The sequence below is a fragment of the Vibrio sp. TBV020 genome, from assembly GCF_046056895.1.
In the GTDB taxonomy this organism is placed as follows: domain Bacteria; phylum Pseudomonadota; class Gammaproteobacteria; order Enterobacterales; family Vibrionaceae; genus Vibrio.
The window spans coordinates 565,046-589,504 of record NZ_JBEEAQ010000001.1 but is presented as its reverse complement, the minus strand read 5'-3'; the positions used below and the strand labels follow the sequence as shown (position 1 = coordinate 589,504).

Here is a 24,459-nt window from a genome sequence, read left to right as displayed (position 1 = left end):
GGTGTTGTGGAGCTTTGCTCCTGACCTTAGCAGTCAGGAGCGATATTAGGTTATTTGGTTGGGTAGGTTTTAAAACGAACACCCATCATCTGTTCCATACAGTGAACAACTTGGCAGCTGTAACCAAACTCGTTGTCATACCAAATGTACAGTACACAACGATTGTCTTGCGCGATAGTCGCAGCGCCATCGACAACACCAGCAAAGCGAGAACCTACTAGGTCAGTAGAAACAATCTCAGTGGATTCTGTGTAGTCGATTTGAGCTGATAACTCTGACGTAAGAGCCATTTCGCGAAGGTACGCGTTTAGTTCATCTTTGTCAGTGCCATTGCTTAAGTTCAGGTTAGCGATTGCCATTGAAACGTTAGGCGTTGGAACGCGAATCGCGTTACCCGTTAGCTTACCTGCAAGCTCAGGTAGTGCTTTTGCAACGGCTTTAGCTGCACCCGTTTCAGTTAGAACCATGTTCAAAGAAGCACTACGGCCACGGCGCTCACCTGAGTGGAAGTTGTCGATCAGGTTTTGATCGTTTGTGAAAGAGTGAACCGTTTCAATATGACCAGAGATCACACCGTACTTATCATTGATCGCTTTTAGTACCGGAGTGATTGCATTCGTCGTACAGCTTGCTGCGGAAACAATGCGGTCTTCAGCTTCAATCACATTGTCGTTCACACCAAATACTACGTTTTTGATGTCGCCTTTACCAGGTGCCGTAAGTAGAACTTTCTCAGCGCCTTTACATTCTAGGTGTTGAGCAAGGCCATCAGCGTCACGCCATACACCTGTATTATCAACAACAAGTGCGTTGTTAATTCCGAAGCTTGTGTAATCGACTTCTTCTGGCTTATTCGCGTAGATAAACTGGATGTAGTTGCCGTTAGCAATGATTGCCTTGCGCTCTTCATCAACGATAATGCTACCGTTGAATTGCCCGTGTACAGAGTCACGACGTAGTAGGCTAGCACGTTTTTCTAAGTCACCTTTTTTACCGCCACGAACAACGACTGCGCGTAGTCGAAGTGGGTATCCAGGACCAGACTTTTCTACAAGTAGGCGAGTTAGCAGGCGACCGATACGACCGAAACCATACAATACAACATCGCGTGGCTCTGACACAGTTTGACCATTCATCGCACCAAGCAGAGAGGTGTGTAGAAAGTCTTTCACACCGTGCTCATCGTCGCGACCTTGCCAGAATTGGTGAGCAAGCTGACCAATATCGATACGGCATGGAGACAGTTCCATTTCAGCAAGGGCTTTGATTAGAGGTAGTGTTTGTTCAGGAGTAAGAGCAGTACCAGTGTAACGGCGAGCTAAGCGATGAGTTTTGATGATATCGATAGTCGCTGCGTTAACCAGTGTTTTACCAAAAAGTAATACTTCGACGCCTTTATGACGGTACAGTTGACCAAGAAGTGGAGAGATAGTTTCCGCAATCGTTTGGCTTGTTTGCCATTCTAAGAGATGTTTCTCTGGGCTCATTGTATTCGGGGACCTTTCACGTTTTTGGGGGCTGACTCTATTTCACTTGTAGGGGAGTGGATAGAGGTTGTATTAATTTTGTAATTTTTATGCGGCAGGATTGTAAGGCCTAACATCTTATTCTGCTAGGAAAAATAAAGGGGGGTTATTTTACTGTGATAGTGTCAATTTATGGCTTAATAAACTGATTGATTTAGGAGTGTTAGCCTATTGACTTTAAAATACAAGCTAGCTTAATTTTCGACTAAAAATACTTGAAGCACATAAAATATGTAACAGTTTAAGGGGATTGCTTATATCACTGTGAAATCCATCACCTTACCCACTTAAAATGTGAACGAAAGACCTAATGAAATCAATTGGACCTTAGAACTAAGGGCTTGTCCCGGATTTTGTAGCTCGGTGAAGTAACCACTGATCACGTTTTTATCACCTTCTATCAACTGCCATTCAAGAGAAGTGTTTATTTGTGAGGTCCAATCGTATCTGAACCCGACTAAATAACTTTGAGCATCTTTTATAATCCGCTTCTGTCCGTACTGAATATATGGCGTAAAATCCCCTACCTGATAGTCAAACCCTGCGTACCAATTGGCTGCTATATCGTTTGATAACATTGTTTCAGCTTGGAAGTGGAGTTGGTCAAAGTAGTGACTAAGACCAATGGACACAACGTTCAAGTTGAACGCGCTTTTTTGAGTCGATTGGCTGAACTGGGAAGCCTCAGTATTCATAAAAGCGAAATGAATCAGGTTTCCAGCGTAAAAAAGCTCGGAAGATATTCCTAACGCTCTCGAAGTTTCTAAGGTATAGCTTTCTCCATATCTCTCAAAACTGCGTGTATCCGGTATTGCATAGAAAGGGGAGATTGTTAGCTGAACTTCGTCTGCAAGGTCGAATGAAATGTCTGCTGTCAGCCCCTCATAATGAGTAATGCCGAGTTGGCTAGCGTATATTTCTGGTGGTAGACGAAGCCAAGGGTAAGCGGCAGAAACGTAATAGAACTCAGACATCATAGATAATGGGGCTCGTAAGCGGCCCGTCTTAATGCTGGAATTGTTTAAAGTATATTCGAGGAATGCTTGCTCGAGTTCCGGAGAAGAGAAGTGATCTTGCGGCCTTTTGATCACTTGAACCGTTGCTCGAAGTTCACTGTTTGCAAGCCAGTCTAATTGAAGCCCAAGTGTCGAATCGCAGTCAAAGCACCACTCATTAGTAATATCTCTATGTACTAACACAGGCGTACTATTGTCACTGCGAGTAGCTGAAAATGTGCCGAAACCGCTAAGTTGAACATCATTGGTCAAAGCGATTTGCGCGGCTGTATAGGGTGCAAAAAGCAAGAAGACTATCATTGCAAAATCCTTAGCCCAATCGCTAGTCTTTGAGGTGATAAAGCACATAGGCCTCCTCCGGACGCTGTTCAAACGGGATGTAAGCAATACCGTTGATATTGGCCTTAAGCCACAGCAATAAAGATGCACTATTAATTTCTGATATTTCTGCCGGCGTCAGAGCTTTACCAGAGAAAGATTGGCGTGCCCATATAGCAGACATTTGGCTAGGAGATTTTTTGAGAAGCTGCTGATAGAACATTTCGCGCTCTTCGGAACGGCGAGGTAAGTCGGCAAGTCGCACCGTCGCCCCATTGACGCTGGAAGCACGCCCTCGGTACAGCATTTTTACTTGGCTAAGGCGAAGCTCTTCAAGGTTTGGGTTGAGTGTGACAATAGCAAACTCGCCCGCCTGCACTGGCAAGAAAAAACCTATGAAAAGTATGATGAATGCGACGCTTTTCAAATCCCTTCTCTAAGTTGAGTGACAAGATATTGATTGTAAGTCCATTGATTTGAATTAGTCTGATGCAAACTTGATAATCAACTAAACTAATATATCTCATTTAAATTGATTCAAGGAACGAATCCAAATGATGCTGACTCGCATGTCTATTAAAAGCAGGCTGTTTGTTTTATGTCTTATACCTACTTTAGTCATCATCGCGTTCAGTGCAAATTTTGTTATTGATATTCAAACACGTGTCCATAGCTATAAACTGATTAACGATAAAAATAACGCCGTTAACTTATTGAGTGAGTTTTCCAATCATACTTATAGTGCTCTCACTAAAAGCTTACAAAGGCAGAGCCCGAAAATTTCAATAGCGATGGCAGAGCGAAGCTTAAGCATGATCAATGATGTTGCCATGACCGAAGCAATTCATGCGCGTGAACGTCTATTCGTTGAAAATATTGAAAGCTATACCCAAGAATTACAACAAATCCTGATTGAATTAGAAGATGCCAGCATCCCGGCCACTATTGAGCTAGGCCGCCTGGTTGACACGGTTTTGTACGAACTTCAATCTGAGCTCTCTGCAATTCAAATACATGGTGGGATAGGAAAAGCTGAGCAACTAGACAGTGTTATTAACGACTTAAGCTGGCTCTATTTCTGGATGGGGCGAGAAGCTTGGCTTGCGCGAGAAATTGAAGAACTAGATTTATCCTACCAAGACTATATTACTGACTACTATCGAATCAGCGAGCGCCAACAATATTACTTGGATAAGTTCGTAAACTTAGGTGCAAATAGTGAACAGCTTGATGCATTAATGGTGACGTTTGCTAGTTCGGATTTTCAAGCGGGTTCGCAAGTTAAAAATGAAATGCTTAGAGGTCAATCTCATGCGGTCAACGTGAAGTTTTCAAGGGTCATTGAGACACGAAACAAACTTGTTGCAACGCAGTTACTCTCTTTCTCTAAGCAGTTACAAGCTCAATTGCGAGAAGATACCGATCGTAGTGAGCGAGGCTTATGGCTGTTAGCTGCGACGGGATTATTGTTTTTTACTGTCATGATCGCTTGGGGGACAAGCACGCTCTATCGCATTAACTCTAAGCTATCGATGATACTAACCGTGATGGGCAGCCTTAAGGAAAAAGACAAACCAGAAATGATTCCTGTTGACGGAGCAGATGAGTTTTCAGAGTTTATCAGTGAATTAAACGACATTATTAATCAGCAAACGGAGTATAAACATAAGTTAGTGCTGGCCAAAGAAAACGCTGAAGCGGCTAACCAAGCGAAAAGTGTTTTTCTTGCTAACATGTCTCATGAAATCAGAACGCCTCTCAACGGCATTATTGGTATGACCGAAATTCTATCCTATAGCCATTTAGCTTCGGGACAGAAAGAAATTTTGGCGGATATTGATACCTCTTCCCATGCCTTGCTCATGTTGATCAATGATATTTTAGACCTCTCTAAAATTGAGTCTGGCAACTTAGTTCTTACTGTTCAAGCAAGCAATTTACGAGAAGCGGTATTTGATACGATCAATATGGTTTGCGCGAAAGCTCTCAAGCAAGATATAGAGTTGAAAGTGGTATTTTCAGATGACCTACCACGATTTGTTGAGATTGACGATTTTCGCTTCAAACAGGTACTGATGAATTTGTTGAGTAACGCTGCAAAGTTCACCAAAGAAGGTAATGTCACGATAGAAGTCGAAGTGGAAGGAGGGCAAATTCTATGTCATGTTTCAGATAGTGGTATTGGTATAACGAAAGACAAGATAGAGGAGATCTTTCAACCTTTTACTCAAGAAGATGGCAGCATCACTCGACGCTTCGGCGGCACTGGCCTCGGACTTACGATTTGTAAGCAACTGATTGAGAAAATGGATGGGGAAATTAGAGTGGCTTCCACCCCGGGAGTTGGTAGCCGATTTTCGTTTACGGTCCCCTTACTGGAAAGTGAAAAGCAGCCATTACCGTTTACCATCCAAGCACATGCATTGTTAATCGTGAACGGTTCAAAGTATAAAAGCTTGATTATGAAAGAGACGGAATCAATGGGGATAGACTTAACGGTCTGTGAAACCGTTGAAGAGACATTCAATATCAATTCTGAATTTGAAGTCGTAATGTATTGTTCGTCTAAGCAATACAGCTCTCGTAAAGATCTTGCCCAGGTTAGAGCACGTTTCCCCTCTGCTGAAGTCATTGGCATGCACCATCATTTATTTGTACAGCCGGAGCTCGATGTGTTGTTATCCGCTCATGTGACGCTGCCAGTGCTAGGTAAGCGATTTGAATCGGTGATGAATAGCGTCCTGTCACTAAATAAAGTGAATGTGGATCACGGCTTTGATGCGCATGCCAGTCTATCAGTGAGCAACGTAAAAAAGGTATTGATTGTCGAAGACAACTTGATGAATCAAAAGATCGCTTCATTTTTCCTAAGTAAAGTCGGTATTGAGTATACGATTACGAGTAACGGTTTAGATGCTTTGAACACGATTAAAACAGGCGAGGAGTTTTGTGCAGTTTTGATGGATTGCATGATGCCAATTATGGACGGATTAACAGCAACCAAAGAGATCCGAAAATGGGAAATGGAGCAGAGGCGGGGCAAAGTGCCGATCATTGCCTTGACTGCGAGTGTACTTCCAGAAGAAATTCAAAGCTGCTTCGATGCGGGGATGGATGCTTATTTACCCAAGCCTTATAAGTCTCAGCAGCTATTCGATACTTTTGAACGCTTACACGTTACGTTCTAGTTGTCGATCTCAGATAGTTCGGCAAGTGGTAGCCAGTTAACCTTAACGCCCGCTTGTAAGAACATCTCTTGACTGACTTTAATCTTATCACCCCAACGAGATAAGAAATCAGGAGTCTGTTCTGGACAGTGAACAGCAAAAATTCCTGTTTGAATGATCTTTGCAGCACAGTTTGGACAAGGGAAGTGCGTTACCCAAATTTCACACCCATCAAGGTCGCGCTTCGCGAATAGGATCGCGTTTTCTTCCGCGTGCAATGTTTTTAAATATTTCATCTCACGATCATCGGTCATCGCACTGTCTGAAATGCCATGAGGGTAACCGTTAAAACCGACAGAAACAATGCGGTTTTGTTTAGTAATGACAGCACCAACCTGAGTGGAAGGGTCTTTACTCCAAGACCCAACTAATTCTGCCATTTGGTAAAAGCGTTGCGCCCATTTTGAAATCATTCAAGCTTTCCTCTAGGAAATATCACCTAGCTTTATCAATAAAGCCAAGCCAAATATGTTATGTGATATAGATCTCCTAATAATATCCTAATTTACGTAGTGATAGTCCAGTAAAAGCGTATAAAGATGCACTATAAAGCGTACCGCTATGCAATGAGTGATATGGATCACGATAGAAATTCATCGTCTAAGACGCTAGCTTGGGTATATCGCCATAGAGCTTGTGCGAGATCTCTCACAAGGGCGTGAGTCAAAAGAGTGATATGAGTTGGGATATTAATGCGAGGCTATTGTAAGTGATTGATATTTATGATTATTGTGTTTGGTGGTGTTCTAGATGGCATAGAAAATAGCGATATTTACCATTGTGGAAAGCCACCAATCGCATAATCTTAAGTTGTCAGCAGGGAGCAGACACGGAACAGGAAAGACCCAAGGAAAGGTCATCTTCAGGACGAAGATTCGATTATTCAGGATGAATGGTCGGCATGGAAAGCGAAGGACATTGGCTGGACGCTAGTAACTAGGATGGTTACACAAGGAAAGACAATGGACACTTAACGGACTAAGGCAATTTCTATCAGGATGATAGAGTCAGGGACACCGCTTAAGGATTAAGTGATGAGAGTTAGCGAGGATAGCTAACGGGCTGGATTGCCAAGGACACCGCTAGGATGGCGATGATAAGGAAAGTGCTGAAGGATTCAGCGTACTATCAAGGAATAGATGCAGGGAGCACCTATTAGTAGCCGGATTGCTGCGAGTAAGACTATACCCCACTAGGCGAGAGCTTAGTGGGGTTTTCTTTTGCCTAGAGAAAACTCCGCTAGGACTGAAAATTAAAAAGGGAAGCCGATGCTTCCCTTTGTATATCTATTTTGCTTCCTGATTAACGCTTGAACGTCACTTGTTCCTGCTCACCAAGGTGAATCTGCGTTGTTGCAGGTTGCGTTTCTGCGATCACCTTACCGTGACGAACAGAGTAACGCACTGGCACTTGGCGGCGCACCGCATCAAAACCATTTTCAGCAGGAAGAATCAGAAGGCTACCTGGTTTACCTTCTTCGATACCATGCTTGTCTTTGATGTTTAGAGTACGTGCAGAGTTATCACTGATTAAGTCTAGACCGTTGTTGATCTGGTCGTAACCCATCACTTGGCTGACATGTAGCCCCATGTGCAGTACTTGTAGCATGTTCGCAGTCCCAAGTGGGTACCAAGGGTCAAACACATCATCGTGACCAAAACATACATTAATACCAGCGTTCAGCATCTCTTTTACTCGTGTCATACCGCGACGTTTTGGGTAGTCGTCAAATCGACCTTGCAGGTGAATGTTCACAAGTGGGTTAGCGACAAAGCTAATGCCTGACATCTTCAATAGACGGAATAGACGAGAAGCGTATGCGCCGTTGTATGAGCCCATAGCTGTCGTATGGCTAGCTGTTACTTTGTGGCCCATTTCATATTTGTGCGCCAGCGCTGCTAGAGTCTCTACAAAACGTGATTGCTCGTCGTCGATTTCATCACAGTGTACGTCGATAAGGCGATCGTACTTACGAGCCAGTTCGAATACGTAGTGTAGTGATTCAACACCATATTCACGAGTAAACTCAAAGTGAGGGATGGCACCAATTACGTCTGCGCCAAGTTGAACCGCTTCTTCAAGTAGCTCTTTACCGTTCGGGTAAGAAAGAATGCCTTCTTGAGGGAATGCAACGATTTGGATGTCGACCCACTCTTTCATCTCTTCACGTACTTCGATCATCGCTTTTAGAGCAATCAAAGTAGGGTCAGAAACGTCAACGTGAGTACGAACGTGCTGAATACCGTTAGCGATTTGCCACTTTAGAGTCTGCTTTGCGCGAGTTTTCACATCTTCAATAGAGAGTAGCTCTTTACGCTCAGCCCAACGCTCGATACCTTCAAATAGAGTGCCTGAGATATTCCAGTTTGGCTCACCAGCCGTTTGAGTCGTGTCTAGGTGAATATGAGGCTCGCAGAAAGGAGCGACTGCTAGGCCGCCCTCTGCATCAAGAACATTACCTTGATAGGCAACATCCGCATCGTTATCTAGAATTTGCTTAAATTGACCGTCTTCTATCAAGATTTGCTTAAGGCCTTCTTGATTTCGAAGTGTAGCGTTTTTGATCAATAGCGTTGTCATGATGCTTCCTTACGCTGCTTGTGCTTTCAGCGCGTGTTTGTTTAGTAGTGAATTAAGTACAACATAGCTTAGTGCGCCACCTAGAACTGCGTTTAGTGGCACCACACCTGGAATAAATTTACCTGCTGCTACACCAATTGCGACTGCCAGAATACCTGCCCAGTTAACCGTTTGGAATTCAGCTTTAGCAAAGTTTTGGTAACGTTTACGGTTAAGCAAGAAGTCCGCAATAATAACGCCGCCAATTGGTGGAATAGCCGTTGATAGGAACGTCAACCAGCCTACGAAGTTATTGTATAACCATAGTGTGAAGATAGTACCCACAATACCGTTGATGATAGACATTGTTGTGCTTGAACGGCCGGTGATGTTTGAAAAACCAAGACCAGATGCGTAAAGCGCGTTTTCGTTTGTTGTCCAGATGTTTAAGCCAAGAACGATGATAGCAGGTAGTAGAAGACCTTGCGCAATCATTACGTCAGAAATATCTGCTTGGCCGGTCGCTGCTGCACCTGCTGCGCCGAAGATGAACATGAGTGAGTTACCAATAAAGAAAGCAACCATGGTGACTAAAACAGCGCTTGCTGGCTTTTTGCCAAAACGAACGAAGTCAGCAGTTAGTGTACCTGCACTTACAAATGAACCTACCACCATTGCAAGTGCAACAGAAAAGTCCATCGGTGTTTCTGGTTGAATCAGCTGAAGTTGCTCTAGGCCACCGATGCTATCAACTGCCATTGATACAGAGTAGCTACCTAAGATTGCAATTGCAGGTACGGCAATTGCTGACAGAATCATTAGAGCTTTAATGCCAAAGTAAACCGTTGCTGTCATCAATAGACCAGAAACGATAATTAGGGTGTTTGTATCAATACCGGTCGCCTTCTGTACTGGAATTGCAAACATTGCAACACCGACACCAAACCAGCCAACCTGAGTACCACCTAGCAGTGCGGATGGAAGCCAAGAGCCTTTAGTACCAAAAGAGAAACGAGCAAGAAGGTGAGTAGAGAGACCAGTGGAAGCGCCGATGTAACCAAGGAAAGAAGTGTAGATACCGAGAATTAGGTTACCGATGAGAACAGCGAGGAAGAAATCATTGAAAGAGAGGCCGGTGCCAAGAGTGCCACCTGTCCACATACTAGCGGAGAAAAAAGTGAGTCCAAGCATTACCATAGTAAGTGAAGCGACTCCTTTCCTTGCCGTTGTCGGCACGGGTCCCAGACTGTAGTTGTTGTCCGCAGCCATTTATAACCTCCGCAATTAGATTATCAGTACAAATTGTATAAGTTTTAGGTAAACGGCGCGTATTATGAGGATATAAAAAAATGTGTCAATGACAAAATTGTTGTTAATGCCTAATTTGGTTATTAATGTTTTATTAAGATGTTGATTTTTAATGTTTAATTTTATTTTTGTTTTTCATCTTTTTGTGGCTTTTATGACGATATTAAATGCTTAGTTATAGTATTTACTGCCCATTTGTTGCATTAGTTTATCAAAGTACTTATGAATCATGTTCTATAAAGTGTGTTAACAAGATGTACTTAAGTATTATTAGGATGCAAACGTTGTCTTCTTGTATTCCTAACAGGGTGCTGATAAAAGCTGTGAAAGTAGTTAGATAAATGTACGTTTTTGATGGGTTCGAGGTTTTTTTAGTGTGAAATGGCTGTTTGTGGTGGTTATTGTGAAGGGTTTTGGTTGGATTCTAGACAAAACTAGCGATTGCGCAAATTAAGCTATTTAAAGGCTGCAGATAAAGAAAAGGCCAACCTCAATGTGGGAGATTGGCCGCTATACTTGTGAACAAAATTTGGTTCACTAACAACGTCAGTTGGCTAGGTGACCCTCGGCTTAATAAGGGTCACAAGTAATATTGCAGTATATGTGCCAACTTTTATAGCACTGAAATGCTATGAAATTGAGTGTTTTTTGTACTTTTTTGTCCTGGTGTTTGCATATTGAAAATGCATATTGCAAATAGCCATGTATTTGCTAATGATATATTTAATATCTATACAGCTATAACATCACTAAGCTGGCGGTGCCTAAAAAGGCAAAGAACCCAACTACGTCTGTCACAGTCGTGAGTATTACCGACCCAGCCAGAGCAGGATCAAGCTTCAGCTTGTCCAATGCAATAGGTATTAATACACCAAATAGCGCGGCGGTAATGATATTAACAATAATCGCGAGTGCTATGGTTCCTCCTAAAACAGCAGATTGAAACCACAGTCCTGCTAGGCCGCCTATGATTAACGCCCAAAGTAAACCATTGATAGAGCCAATGCCTATTTCATTTCTTAATAGGGCCCATCGGTTACCAGACGTAATTTGATTCAAGGCCATAGCACGGATCATTAGAGTCAAAGTCTGGCTACCAGCAATTCCCCCCATTGACGCAACAATTGGCATCAGAACAGCGAGCGCCACCACTTGGGCAATCACGTCTTCAAATAACCCAATAGTGACTGAAGCTAGAATTGCGGTCATAAGGTTGATGCCTAACCATACTCCACGCTTTTGCGAGCTTTTAAGAACAGGAGCAAAAAGGTCATCGCCTTCATCCATACCTGTACCGGCCATTAAACGTGTTTCGTAAATTTCTCGTTGAGTGCTTAGGGCAAATTGCCAATCTACTTCACCAATGAGCAGCTGTTCGCTATCAGTAACAGGCATAGTTGAAAGAGACGAGTGTTCAAGAGCTTCAATACTTTCAGCAAGGGTTAGCTTGGCATTGAGTGTTACCACATTATCGATTGCTAGATTGCGCAGTCTTTCGTTAGGCTCGGCTCTCAAAAGGTCGATGTAGCTGACAACACCGCGAAATTGTTTACGTTTGTTGATGAGGTAAATTTGCTGAGGTGCGTCATAGCTGTATCGCTCCATCAGTCCCTTTGCCTTCTCAACCGAAATGTTAAAGGGCAGCGTCACAACTTTTCTTTCTGCCCAGCGACCTAGTTCATCGTCTTCAAATTCGTTGGCTTGGTCGTAAAGCTCTAGTTCATCTTTTTCGATCAACTGGAGAGCTTCATTGATGATCTCTTCTGGAAGTGAATCTGCCCACTCTATTAATGAAAGGTTATCGAGTTTAGCCAAAGTGAGCTTCAACTCAATTTCAGACAGTTCATCAATAATCGAGTAGCGTACTTCGGCACGAGCTTCAGTTAGAACCTCAATGTGGAGTTCTAACGGAAGGCCACGCCATAACTGCACACGTTCATCGATAGGAAATGCTTCTAGGATCAGCGCGATTGAACCGGCTTCTAAGCCCTCTTCAATTAATTGGTTGAGGATATGACTTTGCTGCTCTGGCTCAGATTGGGCGATGCTTTCAATTTGATGAGATAAGTCTTGAAATTCGCTCATTTAGAAGGCTCCGTACTGTTACGGTTGAAATCTGGATGAGCGATATAGTATCAGAAAGGGGCGGGAGACCAAGGTCAAAAATAAGCAAAAAGCCCAGCATAACTGGGCTCTTAGGTGATTAGATAGAATAGAAGTAGTACAACTGTGATTTCATTCGAATAATGATGCCTCGAATTACATCCAAGAAGGCCATAAAGCTGATTGGTTTATCACCACTGACCCAGGCTAATCCAACCGAACCAACGGGAATGTCATACCCTTCCGTTTCTTCTATTTTCAAGCGAACAAAGTGGTGTTTGTTCTGCAAATTCTGCCCAGTCGTGGTTCGTACGGATGGGTCGAGACCAAGAAGATTACTTTGTGACTCTCCCGTTGCTTCAACAATGCCTTCTACTTGTGCAGAAAATATTTTACCTGGGTAAACAGAAGAGGAGAACTCTGCAGCATGGCCTGGCTTAACATTTCGAATCGCCTGATGGTTCACTCGCATTAAGACATACTTCTCGTCTGTGTACATTTGTAAGCGCGGCATCATGGAAACACGCTGGCCTTCTCGTAAGATAAAGTTTGTTACAAAGCCATCTGCAGGGGCACGTACTTTTGTGCTCTCAAGATCCCATCGAGCTTTCGCTAGTTGCTCTTGGCTCTTTTTCCAGTCTGCTTCTTCACTCTTTACAGTGAGCTCTGCTTTGCTGATGCTCAATTTAGCTTTATCCGCTTCTACGATTTTTGTACTAAGTTCAGACTTAATGGTTGAAACGTTGTGCTTCGCTTTTTCCACCGTAGTTTGTTGCTTATCGATATCACTGGCGGTGATGGTATTTTTCACCACTCGATTCTGTTCTTGGTAGCGTTCTAACATTTTGACTTGTAGGTCATAGTCTGCTTTCGCAGTCGCTAAACGGCTTTTCGTTGTTTCTACATCGAGTAACATGGATTGATGAGTAGCTTTAGCAATTTCAATGTCTTCCTTTGCTACGTTGTAAGCAACGTGTGCCGCTTCTTGTGTTACTTGAGCCTGATTAAGTGCAATTTGGTATTGAGTCGGGTCAATTTCATAAATCAACTGTCCTTTAGTCACCTTTTGGTTTGGCTCGATGTAGATTTTGTCCACTTTACCCGTGACATTCGGTGAGTCCGGACGCAATTGAATATGCGGAGATTGAACAACAGAACCACCAGATAGATCCATCGGCGTGTAGTTAATCAATCCAACCCAAACAAACATTAACCATGATACGCCACCTAAGTAAGCAAACGACTTGGTCGCTTTGTTCCATGGCATACCGACGAGACGCAGTAGATAAATAAATAATGCCCAAACAGCTAAGCCTTCTAACATTACGCTTCCTCCTGCTCAGTATTCTTATGCGGAGCGTGACGCCATGTGTCACGTAGGTTAATAACGGCTTTTTCCATATCGACAAAAGCGAGAATAACAGCCACAACCCAAACCCAGTGCCAGATGAAACCAATCCAGGTTAACGCAGTTATCAATCCAATTTGATGATGATTTTTACTGTGGGCCTTGTTGATTGGCATTTCGTGGAATTTCCAAAAGCCATAGCATGCAGCGCCAACTGTTGCGACAAGAACAACAGCCGCGACGACATGTAAAACGGTATCAGCGGTAGTTCCAACGAATGGGACACTTAATAAGCTCATTCAGCTCTCCAAATTTATTTGACCCGCCAATTGTGATCGAGATTTGAAATATTGGTTTGTATGTGACAGATTGAGTCATAAGAAAACTAAAATTGACTTGATCTGTAAATGAAGAAAGTAAGATTCATGCGGGCTATTGGAATTTACAATATCCACCAAAATGCTCGGAAGAAATATCGACTGGGAGAAGGTGAGTTAGGCATTCCAGAAGAGGTATTTCAGAATCCGATGACATTGATACCTATCTCTGAGGTTAACCATTGGTATCAGAGGTTAGAGCAGTGCACACAGAATCCAGATATTGTTTTAGACTCTATGATTGGCCAAGACATATCAAGGATAGGAGCGCTCAGTCATTGGTTGTTATCGGGCTTCGATTTTGCGTCTACAATCCGTCGTTTGAACTATGGACTAAATAGCCTTCAGAATGGTGCGTTTTTATCGGCAGCAATCAGTGGCCCCATTATTAAATGGAGCTACAAAAACCCCCGATTTAGCGCCGAATGTAAAGTTCACGACAGCGTTCGTATGGCGGTCATCTTAGTCAAAGTTATGCGACTTTACTTGGGTCAAGATTTTGCTCCAATGCGAATTCGACTCTCTGGCACAAGAAAGAATGTAGAGAAATATCGCGCGTTCTTTGGCTGCGATATTGATTGGAGCCATTCATGTACTGAGATTTGGTTTCACTCAGAACTCCGATTAGCGACAAAACAGCAAGGAAGCATCAAGAAAGGCCGTTTGGCGATGAATTTCTCTGATTTGGATGAGCTATTGAATATGCCCGATCCAGAGGATGAAGTGAAAGTCATTTATGAGGTTTTAAACTATAGCCGCTTTTACGGGCTACCAACGTTGGAGCACGTTAGCAGTTTGTTGGGAATGTCGACACAACAGTTGCAACGAGCCCTTAGAAAGCTAGGCATGAACTTCTCCACCGTATGCGGTTACGTGATGAGTAATATCGCCGTCTCAATGCTCAGTTCGGGTGTTGGCGTTGATGAAGTTGCGCGTCGTTTAGGCTATCAAAATACGGCGAGCTTCAACCGAATGTTCAAAAAGAATAGAGGCTTAACGCCCAACCAATACATGCAACATTTTAGTTTGGATGAGCATTAGCCAGTGTCTGCAAAGCGTTTAGTTGTGATGGTGCCAACGTTGAGGGTATGCGGCGCTGTAATCTGGAGTTGAAGAGTGGGTTGAATCCTCCTCAGCAACTAGCGGACCAACGACAGTACGAAAAGGTAAATAACCTGCAAAAACTGTTTGCTGCATATCACCTAAGTCATCATTCACCGGGCCTTTACTTACTTTAACTGACGCTTCGGTTAAGGGGATTTCAAGTAGCATGGTTGCATCGAGCTCTTTTTGGTTGCTCAAACGTACCTGATCTGTTCTTCCCGGCGCTATCTGTTCGATAAAGTGATTGAGCAGGCGGTCTTTTTCAGTACTGTCCTCGACTGAAGTAAAGTGGCCCAGTACAACGGCGCTGCGATAGTGTGCGCTATGATGGAAAGCGCTTCTTGCAAGCACCCAACCGTCAAATAGTGTGAAAGTAAGGCAAGTGTTGTTCCCTTTTCTTAGGTTTCTCATTAAACGACTGTTGTTCGCGCCGTGGATATATACTTTGTCTTCTACACGCCATGCCAACATGGGAATAATAAATGGCTGCTCACTGTCGTAGATAGCAATATGCGCAATCAACGACTCATCAATAACATCGTAAAGCGCTTGATCGTCAGTGACCGCTTTGTGTGCGCCTTTTTTAATTTCTGTTCTTCGAGTGGTAGATAACATAGCGACTCCCTTATAAGCGTTTGATTTATTTCTAAGGTACTCTTAAATTGGTTCTGTATTTAGAGCCAGTTTTAGATAATGGATGGATCCACTTATGGCATTGATTGATATTGGTGATTTACAATTGAATGGTGAGAGTCGTACCAAACAAGATGCATTGTTTGACGCCATTAGGGACAAGATCGTAAGTCAATTGTGGGGCAAAGGATTAAAGCTCCCGTCGACACGTAAGTTAGCTCAAGAGTTAAGTTTAAGCAGAAATACGGTGATTCATGCATATGAGCAACTGCATGCCGAGGGATATCTGGAGAGTAGGGTTGGTTCGGGCTACTTTGTTGCATTAGAGTTGCCCGATCAATTTGTTGCTACCGATCACCAAGCTGAAATGCCCAATCAACCAATTCAAGTAAAAGATCATAGCCGTGCATTTTCCCCGGGTGTACCTGATCTTAGTGAATTCCCAACTCAGAAATGGCAACGCTTGTTAACACGTCATATGGGGCGTATTAGTTTGCTCGGTGGGCAAGACATACAAGGGGATGAGAGCCTACGCGCGGCACTGGCGAGTTACTTAGCAACCAGCCGTTCAGTTGTCTGCGACCCGGAGCGAATAGTGATAACTTCTGGTGCTCAGCAAGCTCTAACAATTGCGGCGTTGCTGACTTCAAAAAGAGATCGTCGATTACTCATGGAGCAACCTGGGTACGCGCAAATGGCTAAAGTCCTCAAACTCTTTAATTTTTCGTTATCTCCAGCTCCAGTTCGTCCTGTACAAGGTCTTGATCTGGATGCAGTTGAACGCAGTGATGCCGAAGCGATTTATGTAACGCCAAGCAATCAGTACCCCCTAGGTACTACACTTGATATTAATCAGCGTTTACGGTTAATCGAGTGGGTGAAAACCCGTGGCGGTTGGATTATCGAAGACGACTATGACAGTGAGTTTCAGTTCGCTCATCGCCCATATCCAAGTTTACAGGGGTTGGCTGCCAAAACAGGCCACGACCAACATGTCATTTATGTCGGATCCTTGAGTAAGGTGATGTTTAATGGTTTACGCTTGGGTTATTTAGTTTTACCTCAATCTATGGTGGCTGATGCGTTGACGTTTAAAGATGCATTAAGTGGTGATTCTCCTACCCATACTCAGGTAGCGCTGGCAGATTTTATCGCTGAAGGTGATTTGGTTCGGCATATCCGAAAGATGCGTCGGTTATACAAACAAAAGCATCAGCTAATGATCACAATGATTGAACGTTATTTCTCTGGCTCTGTAGAGGTAATAAGTCAAGCCGCAGGACTGCACGTAACGTTAAGGTGGTATGGGTTTATCTCAGAGGAAGAGTGGGCGGAGCGAGCTAACGCTTGCGGTATCGTGATTCGCCCCTTCAACTACTATGAGCAGTTCGACAGAGCAGAGCCACGTAGTTGGTCTGGTGCCATACTGGGTTTTGGTAATGTTCCTTTAGATGAGATTGAACCTAACATCCGCACACTTGCTGAGTTCTTCAATTCATGATGTTATTGATAAAGGTGTAATTTACTAAGGAAGGGAATTCTATGTGCCGATGGTTAGCCTACCAAGGGGAATCTATTTATTTGGATAAACTCGTCTATGAACCCGAGCACTCTCTGGTTCATCAGAGCTTAGAGGCGCGTAAAGCGGTTACTAGAGTGAACGCCGATGGTTTTGGTCTTGGTTGGTACACAGAGCGAGATACACCTGGGCAATTTCACGAGGTGCTTCCCGCATGGGGAGATGAAAACCTTCGTTCACTTACTCATCATATTCGCTCTCATCGTTTTATGGCGCACGTTCGTTCGTCTACAGGTACCCAAGTTTCTCGTTCAAATTGCCACCCCTTTATTAGTGAAAACTGGATGTTTCTCCATAATGGTCAGATTGGCGGGTTTGAACAGGTCAAGTTTGAACTAGAACGTCAACTATGTGAATCGCTGTTTTTGAAACGGATGGGAACGACAGACAGTGAACTGATCTTTCTGCTGATGTTGCAAAATGGATTGAAAGATAGCCCAGTTAAGGCAATTAAAATGACTCTGTCGATGATTGCTAAGGTGATGGAAAGTAAGCAGATTGAAGAGCCGTTAAAAGCGTCAATCTGTATATCAGATGGGAATCAATTTTGGGTCGTTCGCTATAGCTCTGCTGAAGAAGCGCCAACGGTTTTTATTAAACAAGATGGCGCAAACATTGTGTTGGCTTCAGAACCATTGGAAAAGAGCTCACAGTGGAAAAAGGTTAGCGCGCAGAACATCCTTGCCATCCATCTAGACAAGATAACGTCATACGTTATTTGATGCTTTTATCGCTCTCCACTTTTGCCAAGGTAGGTTTAATAGTGCAAACACACCCACTGCGTAAAGCATCGACCAACCTAAGCAAATAAAGACAACCGTACATAACACCAGTGAAACAGCTGCCAGTTGGCGACTCACACCCGATAGCAACTTATAAGCGGCAAGCATGGCGAGAAGGTAGATAAGCACAAAGATACCATTGGCCAATTTTAAAAAGAACTCAAGATCCAGCCCGGAGAGCTCTCCAACAACGCAGGATACGAGTACAACCGCACCGACAGCTAACGTGGCATGTGCAGGAACCCCACGAATTGATAAACGAGCCAACGAACTATTGGGGCTGTATTCTCTGGCTTGAGCCCACAACATGCGAGACAGACTTTGAGTGTATAGGTTTACGCTGGCAAAACAGGCAGCAAAGCCAATAACACTAATAAGAGTTTTAAATTCTGGCCCGAATAGCTGCTGGGCAATCCAAGGTATAGAGGCACTGTCAAACATAGGTGTGCCATAAGCTTGCATCTTTAAAATAATGACCGAACAGACCCAATAAGTTGCGCCTGCGACGAAACAGCCAACAATGATAGCGATTGGAAAGTCTCGCTGAGGGTTTTTAAATTCTTCCCCCATATGCGCGAAGGCTTCGATACCGACAAAGCACCAAAACATCACACCAAGAGCTAGACCAATCGGAAGAATACTGTCAGAGGTGACTTCTGGCAGAATCAAGTCATTGGTACTGAAGTCTCCTTGCCACCAAAATGCCGCGATTAAAGCAAAAATAGCTAATGCGATAACGGTTTGAAGTCGTCCAGACGACTTTGCTCCTGCCAAATTCACCCCTATTAGCAAAGCAACGGTTAGAAGTTGAGCAAATAAAGATGAGTTCAGACTACTAGGTAATAACTGTTGTAGGAAACCAGCCGCGAGGGCGATCGCAGCGGGTACACCAACTGGAATGACACTCAAAAATAGCCATGCGACACTTTTCTCTAACTTGATGTTGAAGGCTTTCCGGACGAAGTAGGCGGTTCCTCCGGCGCTTGGAAATCGCTTGCCAAGTTGTGCAAATGTTAGAGCAATAGGGCAGATGGCTATAAAGAGTACGATCCATGCCCACAGAGAAAATTGACCTGCAATACCAGCGGCAATGGCCGGAACCATGAATAACCCAGTGCCTAATAGCGTTGTTGATAATTGACCAATGCCAGACAGCAATGTGATTTCTTGTTTTAGCTTGCTCATAATGCTCTCCTTGCATGATTTGATTCAACCCATGAATGCATAGAATTAGGTTAACGTAAGCGGCTTAGTTGTGCATTAGTCAATTCGTCGCAGATTGCCGTCACATTGTCGGAAGCTGTCTATATTTCTGTCATTTTGTCTGCTTTCATCTACGTAAGTTTTATGTCACATTGCCACAACCAGCGGAAATAAGTTGGAGGAAAAGGAAGCAATTTATGGATAAATTTGACGCTCAAATCGTCTCGATATTAAAAACTAACGCCCGAGAAAGCGTCAGTGATATTGCACGGCAGGTAAACTTATCGCGTTCAGCGGTGACGGCTCGGATTCAAAAGCTTGAGCAAGAGAACATTATTCTTGGCTATCACGCCGACGTTGCATTTGCTAACCCGAAAGACCTAATCAAAGCCTATTTAGCGTTGAAATTTGATATGTCGAGCTCGACACACTACTGTGAAGCTTATGCCGATAAAATCTATCAGATTGATGGGGTTAAGTGGTGTCATGCCATTAGTGGTGAAACCGACATGATGTTGTATGTTGAGGTCGAAACGATGACCCGTTTGAATGCGATTCGAGATGAATTACAGCAAATCCCAGAGCTACGCCATCTTATGACTCACACCGTATTAACTGAATTCTTCAACACGATGCAAAATGCTAAGTAATCTCAATCTAAATCTACTTCGCTCCCTTCATGTGCTGCTTGAAGAGTGCCATGTAAGTAATGCCGCTCATAGGCTGCACATTACTCAGTCTGCGGTGAGCCGTCAGCTTTCTCAATTGCGTGAGATTTGTGGAGACCCTCTACTAGTAAGAGATGGCAACCAACTAGTCCCGACACCACGAGCACTAGCGATGCAAGATAAGCTTCGAGAGTTGTTAGAAGAGTTTGATGTACTTTTGTCTGATAAACCGTTTGATCCAAAAATATGGCAGCAAGAGTTCATCTTGTCTTCCAGTGATTACGTAGCTCAATACATCGTTCCTGATGTTGTTTCTATCGTGGTTGAGCAGGCGCCGAATGTGAACATCGCTTATCGTTTATGGCAGCCTGATTACCTTAATGAGTTTGATCAAACAGGCATTCACCTTGCTTCAACAATGCTGGACCACAAGCCTTCACATTTAAGTAGCGTTAAAATTGGCCAAGATAAATCTGTTTGCGTAATGAGAAAAGGCCACCCTCTACAGAGCAAAACTGAGTTGAGTTGTGAAGATTTGATCGCCTTTCCTCATTTAAAGGTGACTGGTGGCGGGGATAAAGACTCGAAGGCTGATATTGCGCTGCAACAATTAGGGTATCAAAGACGCATCGCGCTTAAGGTTCCTTTCTTTTCAGCCGCCATCAATGCACTAAGAAGCAGTGACTACTTAATGGTTGTTCCTGAACATATTGCGCGAAACCTATCCCATGAGTCTGAGCTTGAGTATTGTTCATTACCTTTTGATACCGAGGCTCACCAATATTGGCTTATGTGGCACCCGAAGTATGACAATGATAAAGCGCACCAATGGATGCGTGAGAAAGTGTTGCATGCAATGCAAGTGTCACCGTATTCGATTGGTATGAACTGAGATCATTCCTATTATGATTAACTTTGATTTCAAATCATTACTTAGCTGATTTAACGTGACTGATATGGGCTAAGCCAATTCGGTGGGCCTGATTTTGCGAATAAAGGATCTGACATATGACACTCACGGTTTGGTTATCACTCTTCACTATCTGTATTCTTGGTGCGATGTCACCGGGTCCAAGCTTGGCAATGGTCGCTAAGCATAGTTTGGCTGGTGGCCGCCTAAATGGGTTAGCAGCGGCATGGGCGCATGCTATAGGTATTGGTATTTACGCGTTTATCACTCTGATTGGTCTAGCGGTTGTGCTTCAACAGTCGCCACTGCTATTCAAAACCATTAGCTATGCTGGCGCTGCCTATCTTGCTTACTTGGGCTACAACGCATTACGTTCAAAAGGCGGGGTTGCTGCAAGGTTAGAGTCAGGAGAACAAACGAGTATTTGGCAATCTGCAAAAGAAGGCTTTTTGATTTCTTTGCTCAGCCCTAAGATTGCTCTGTTCTTTATTGCTTTGTTCAGTCAATTTGTCGCAGTGGGTGACAGCGTTATGGCGAAAAGCTTGATCGTTATGACTCCTTTGGTTGTTGATGGCCTTTGGTACACCCTGATTACTTTTTTACTTTCGACTCCTCGATTAATTGATAAAATCCGTTCAAAAGCACAACTTATTGATAGATTGTCTGGCGCAGTACTCATTTTGCTTGCTATACGAGTGGTACTGACGGTGTAGCCTTTAGGCAAATATAAGGAAAAAATAATGATAAGACTGGCTGTTATTGGCACAAACTGGATTACTGATCAGTTTATTGATGCGGCACTCAAAAGCGGTGAATACGAACTTGCTGCGGTTTACTCTCGAACGCTAGAAAGTGCTGAGCAGTTTGCGCAGAAGTACCCATCGCCAGCTCTGTTTGATGATCTAGATGAACTGGCACAGTCTCCGATTATTGATGCTGTCTATATCGCGAGTCCTAATATTCTACATGGCCCGCAAGCAATTCAAATGATGGAAGCGGGTAAGCATGTGATCGTAGAAAAGCCAATGGCGTCCAATTTTGCTTTGGCGCAGCAAATGTTTGAGGTAGCGAAAGAGAACAATGTCATCCTTTTCGAGGCATTTATGTCACCTCATTTACCCAATTTCAAGCGACTGAAACAAGCAATATCTGAGATTGGGACAATTCGTAAAGCGCTGATTACCTACTGTCAGTATTCGTCTCGTTATCCTAAGTATTTAGCCGGTGAGAATCCCAATACGTTTAATCCAGCTTTTGCCAATGGTTCGATCATGGATATTGGTTTTTATTGTTTAAGCTCAGCAGTTGAACTATTTGGTGAACCAAAATCGGTCAAAGCAGAAGCTCAACTGTTGGAGTCTGGAGTTGATGGTAGCGGTAGTGTGATTTTGACGTATGATGGCTTTGAAGTTGTATTGCAGCATTCAAAGACGAGTGACTCATACTTACCGAGTGAAATTCAAGGTGAAGAAGGCGCACTGCTTGTCGAAATGATCTCTATCGCTAAAAAACTTACTAAGTTTACTCGTGGAAGCGATATTGGTATTGATCTCAGCACTAAGCAAGATGCCAATCCTATGTATTATGAGGCATTGGAATTTGCTGACCAATTTAAGAAAAAAATGAGCAATGAAAGTTGCACGCAGCGCTCACTGATTGTGGCAAAATTGCTAGAGGAAATTCGTCGTCAGACTGGCGTTACGTTTCCAACTGATAACAAATGCTCAACTAAGTAAAAGAGAGAAGCAGATGCAAGCAGAAGTAAAATGGATTGAAGATTTTAAGTTCCTAGGTCAATCCCAATCAGGTCACTCTATTGTGATGGATGGCAATGGTGGCGCAACCGCTCCAAGCCCAATGGAAATGGTTCTGATGGCTGCGGGTGGTTGTAGTTCAGTAGATGTGGTTGATGGTTTGAAAGAAGCGGGACAGGCAGTTACTGCTTGTAATGCGAAATTGACGACAGAACGTCGTGAAACGGCACCACGTATTTTTACTCAAGTGAATATTCACTTTGAAGTGTCTGGTGATAGCTTAGACCCTGAAGTAGTAGCAAAAGTGGCTGCAGACTCATTAGAGAAATACTGTTCAGTGTGCCTAATGCTGGGTAAAGGTGTCGAGATGACACACAGTTGGGAAATTATCTGATCTTCTCGCTGACTGCATGAGCCGAGCACTCTGCTCGGCTTTTTTATTGAGTTCGGAACAAAATGAATAGTAGCCATAAATTTACCATAGCAGGCGTGGTCGCGATTCTCCTTTGGAGTAGTGTGATGGGTCTTGCTCGCGCAGTAACTGAAATGTTAGGTCCCATTGGTGGAGCCGCTTCGATCTATACGGTGGCTTCGCTGTTTTTAGTGCTTGTTATGGGGCTGCCCAAATTACGTCTATATTCATGGCGTTATGTTGTATTAGGCGGCGGTTTATTTGTCGCTTATGAGATATGTCTAGCGCTTGCCTTGGCGATGGCGAATTCTCGTCAACAAGCGATCGAAATGCTGGTCATCAACTACTTATGGCCTGCACTAACGGTTCTGCTTGCTGTGTTGACCAGTGGTAAGAAAACTAGCCTTTGGGTATATCCAAGTATTGCATTAGCTTTCTTCGGTGTTGCTTGGAGCATAACCGGAGAACAAGGGCTATCAGTGGCGCAAATTGCAGCGAATGTAGCAACAAACCCTGTTACCTATGCAATGGCGTTTATCGGGGCATTTTTATGGGCGATTTATTGCAACCTGACCAAGCGAATCTCAAATGGCCAAAATGCGATCACTCTGTTTTTTATCATGACGGCGATTACGTTATGGATAAAGTACGCACTGAGCGCTGAAACAGGGATGACGCTTAATCTTGAATCAGGAAGCTTACTGCTGATAGCTGGGATCGCTATGGGTAGTGGCTACGCACTTTGGAACTTTGCGATAATAGGGGGGAACATGGTTTTACTGGCGACTCTCTCTTATTTTACTCCAGTATTGTCGACCATCATCTCTTCAGTAATTTTGGGTTTGGTATTAACTCAAAGCTTCATTCAAGGTGTTGTGATGGTTACTATTGGTTCGCTAATGTGCTGGTGGGTGACCCGAGAGAAAACGAGCGGATCCAAAGATTAAATCTACCAACGAATCTCAATAGGTGTACCGACTTTAACGAGCTTCAATAGCTCATCCATCTCTTGGTTGGTAATCGCAATACAGCCATCAGTCCAGTCAAAGCTTTGTATGTATTTGGCTGGACGTGTCTCTCCATTTTTTAGTCCATGAATTTTAATATTTCCGCCAGGATCTAGATTAAGCTTATCGGCATACGCCAGATCTTTAGAATTGGGGTAACTGATGTGAATAGAACGGTAGAACTCTGAACTATCCATTACAAAATCCAAATAGTAACGTCCTTCAGGTGTACGTTGATCCCCTTCGTGAACCTTGTGGCCTTTCGGCCGTTTACCTAGCGCTATCCTAAACTCTTTGATGACTTGATCATTATCGATGAGATACATGCGTCGTTTAGATTTGTCGACTTCAATCCGATCAACGGTTGCCCATGCAGGTAGGCAAAGGAAAAGGCCAAAAAGGCATAGCCATCGAATCAAAGTTTTCTTCCTTACATTTATTGTTGGAGCTTAATCATATCTTGTTCGGTTCTCGCGCTAATTATTATAGCGGCTGTTAGCCTGATGCAAAATATGGAAACAACATCATACAAAATGTAGCGGGTATCATATCTGGACACATTGGTCAGAGTGATTTGCGAGTGACTTAACAAGCGATCGCAAATACGTTTGATTGCATACTTCTA

22 protein-coding genes are annotated in these 24,459 nt (G+C 43.5%); 10 read left to right on the top strand and 12 right to left on the bottom strand.

The features are described 5' to 3' along the window. Nucleotides 1-50: 50 nt before the first annotated feature. From AAFX28_RS02470 to AAFX28_RS02460, 3 genes are all read right to left on the bottom strand, one after another. Nucleotides 51-1,487, bottom strand: a complete 1,437-nt coding sequence (locus AAFX28_RS02470; protein ID WP_408685312.1) for a glyceraldehyde-3-phosphate dehydrogenase — start codon at nt 1,485-1,487, stop codon at nt 51-53. Between the two features lie 326 nt (nt 1,488-1,813). Then, nucleotides 1,814-2,842 (bottom strand): sulfate ABC transporter permease, encoded by a 1,029-nt coding sequence (locus tag AAFX28_RS02465; RefSeq protein ID WP_408685310.1) that lies wholly within the window; start codon nt 2,840-2,842, stop codon nt 1,814-1,816. 22 nt (nt 2,843-2,864) lie between these two features. Next, nucleotides 2,865-3,239: a hypothetical protein gene (locus tag AAFX28_RS02460; protein ID WP_408686801.1), complete on the bottom strand. Its 375-nt coding sequence runs from the start codon at nt 3,237-3,239 to the stop codon at nt 2,865-2,867. Nucleotides 3,240-3,414: 175 nt separating this feature from the next. Between AAFX28_RS02460 and AAFX28_RS02455 the strand changes: the two genes are divergently transcribed. Next, nucleotides 3,415-6,048, top strand: coding sequence for an ATP-binding protein (locus AAFX28_RS02455; protein WP_408685308.1), 2,634 nt, complete (start codon nt 3,415-3,417; stop codon nt 6,046-6,048). Here the strand turns inward: AAFX28_RS02455 and AAFX28_RS02450 are convergent. The 6 genes from AAFX28_RS02450 to AAFX28_RS02425 form a co-directional block, all read right to left on the bottom strand. Then, the gene (locus AAFX28_RS02450) at nt 6,045-6,500 is read right to left on the bottom strand and encodes a dCMP deaminase family protein (RefSeq protein WP_408685307.1); all 456 of its coding nucleotides are present in this window, start codon (nt 6,498-6,500) and stop codon (nt 6,045-6,047) included. The two genes, AAFX28_RS02455 and AAFX28_RS02450, sit on opposite strands and share 4 nt — an antisense overlap. A gap of 889 nt (nt 6,501-7,389) precedes the next feature. After that, the gene (locus tag AAFX28_RS02445; protein ID WP_408685305.1) at nt 7,390-8,667 is read right to left on the bottom strand and encodes a cytosine deaminase; all 1,278 of its coding nucleotides are present in this window, start codon (nt 8,665-8,667) and stop codon (nt 7,390-7,392) included. 9 nt (nt 8,668-8,676) lie between these two features. Next, a complete protein-coding gene (gene codB / locus AAFX28_RS02440) occupies nt 8,677-9,915 on the bottom strand; it encodes a cytosine permease (RefSeq protein WP_408685303.1) in 1,239 nt (412 codons plus the stop codon). Nucleotides 9,916-10,692: 777 nt separating this feature from the next. Continuing rightward, entirely contained in the window at nt 10,693-12,039 is a 1,347-nt protein-coding gene (locus tag AAFX28_RS02435) for a magnesium transporter (RefSeq protein ID WP_408685301.1), read from the bottom strand. A gap of 118 nt (nt 12,040-12,157) precedes the next feature. After that, on the bottom strand, nt 12,158-13,381 hold the full coding sequence (locus AAFX28_RS02430; RefSeq protein ID WP_408685299.1) for an HlyD family secretion protein: 1,224 nt from the start codon (nt 13,379-13,381) through the stop codon (nt 12,158-12,160). Continuing rightward, the gene (locus AAFX28_RS02425) at nt 13,381-13,704 is read right to left on the bottom strand and encodes an MFS transporter (RefSeq protein WP_408685297.1); all 324 of its coding nucleotides are present in this window, start codon (nt 13,702-13,704) and stop codon (nt 13,381-13,383) included. Before AAFX28_RS02425 ends, AAFX28_RS02430 begins: the two co-directional genes overlap by 1 nt. A gap of 126 nt (nt 13,705-13,830) precedes the next feature. Here AAFX28_RS02425 and AAFX28_RS02420 point away from each other — a divergent pair, with 126 nt between their 5' ends. Continuing rightward, nucleotides 13,831-14,823, top strand: coding sequence for a helix-turn-helix domain-containing protein (locus tag AAFX28_RS02420; RefSeq protein WP_408685295.1), 993 nt, complete (start codon nt 13,831-13,833; stop codon nt 14,821-14,823). Nucleotides 14,824-14,841: 18 nt separating this feature from the next. On the opposite strand, the gene AAFX28_RS02415 is transcribed toward AAFX28_RS02420, so the two are convergent. Next, entirely contained in the window at nt 14,842-15,501 is a 660-nt protein-coding gene (locus AAFX28_RS02415; RefSeq protein WP_408685294.1) for a pyridoxamine 5'-phosphate oxidase family protein, read from the bottom strand. Nucleotides 15,502-15,595: 94 nt separating this feature from the next. Between AAFX28_RS02415 and AAFX28_RS02410 the strand changes: the two genes are divergently transcribed. Together AAFX28_RS02410 and AAFX28_RS02405 are read left to right on the top strand one after the other, a co-directional pair. Beyond that, on the top strand, nt 15,596-17,020 hold the full coding sequence (locus AAFX28_RS02410) for a PLP-dependent aminotransferase family protein (RefSeq protein WP_408685292.1): 1,425 nt from the start codon (nt 15,596-15,598) through the stop codon (nt 17,018-17,020). Between the two features lie 41 nt (nt 17,021-17,061). Further along, nucleotides 17,062-17,820 (top strand): class II glutamine amidotransferase, encoded by a 759-nt coding sequence (locus tag AAFX28_RS02405; protein WP_408685290.1) that lies wholly within the window; start codon nt 17,062-17,064, stop codon nt 17,818-17,820. Here AAFX28_RS02405 and yjeH read toward each other — a convergent pair. Next, nucleotides 17,806-19,065, bottom strand: a complete 1,260-nt coding sequence (gene yjeH, locus AAFX28_RS02400) for an L-methionine/branched-chain amino acid transporter (RefSeq protein ID WP_408685288.1) — start codon at nt 19,063-19,065, stop codon at nt 17,806-17,808. The genes AAFX28_RS02405 and yjeH overlap by 15 nt on opposite strands. Nucleotides 19,066-19,280: 215 nt before the next feature. Here yjeH and AAFX28_RS02395 point away from each other — a divergent pair, with 215 nt between their 5' ends. The 6 genes from AAFX28_RS02395 (at nt 19,281) to yddG (ending at nt 23,774) form a co-directional block, all read left to right on the top strand. Next, nucleotides 19,281-19,733, top strand: coding sequence for an Lrp/AsnC family transcriptional regulator (locus AAFX28_RS02395; protein ID WP_408685286.1), 453 nt, complete (start codon nt 19,281-19,283; stop codon nt 19,731-19,733). Next, nucleotides 19,723-20,643, top strand: coding sequence for a LysR family transcriptional regulator (locus tag AAFX28_RS02390; RefSeq protein WP_408685284.1), 921 nt, complete (start codon nt 19,723-19,725; stop codon nt 20,641-20,643). The genes AAFX28_RS02395 and AAFX28_RS02390 overlap by 11 nt, the downstream gene beginning before the upstream one ends. A gap of 116 nt (nt 20,644-20,759) precedes the next feature. After that, nucleotides 20,760-21,374 carry a LysE family translocator gene (locus AAFX28_RS02385; protein ID WP_408685282.1) on the top strand — a complete coding sequence of 205 codons (615 nt, stop codon included), beginning with the start codon at nt 20,760-20,762 and terminating at the stop codon, nt 21,372-21,374. 27 nt (nt 21,375-21,401) lie between these two features. Beyond that, the gene (locus tag AAFX28_RS02380) at nt 21,402-22,397 is read left to right on the top strand and encodes a Gfo/Idh/MocA family protein (RefSeq protein WP_408685281.1); all 996 of its coding nucleotides are present in this window, start codon (nt 21,402-21,404) and stop codon (nt 22,395-22,397) included. A 13-nt stretch (nt 22,398-22,410) separates the two neighbouring features. After that, nucleotides 22,411-22,809, top strand: a complete 399-nt coding sequence (locus AAFX28_RS02375; protein WP_408685280.1) for an OsmC family protein — start codon at nt 22,411-22,413, stop codon at nt 22,807-22,809. A 62-nt stretch (nt 22,810-22,871) separates the two neighbouring features. Beyond that, nucleotides 22,872-23,774, top strand: coding sequence for an aromatic amino acid DMT transporter YddG (yddG, locus tag AAFX28_RS02370; protein WP_408685278.1), 903 nt, complete (start codon nt 22,872-22,874; stop codon nt 23,772-23,774). A gap of 2 nt (nt 23,775-23,776) precedes the next feature. Here yddG and AAFX28_RS02365 read toward each other — a convergent pair whose 3' ends face one another. Continuing rightward, nucleotides 23,777-24,253 carry a murein L,D-transpeptidase family protein gene (locus tag AAFX28_RS02365; RefSeq protein ID WP_408685276.1) on the bottom strand — a complete coding sequence of 159 codons (477 nt, stop codon included), beginning with the start codon at nt 24,251-24,253 and terminating at the stop codon, nt 23,777-23,779. Nucleotides 24,254-24,459 lie beyond the last annotated feature (206 nt).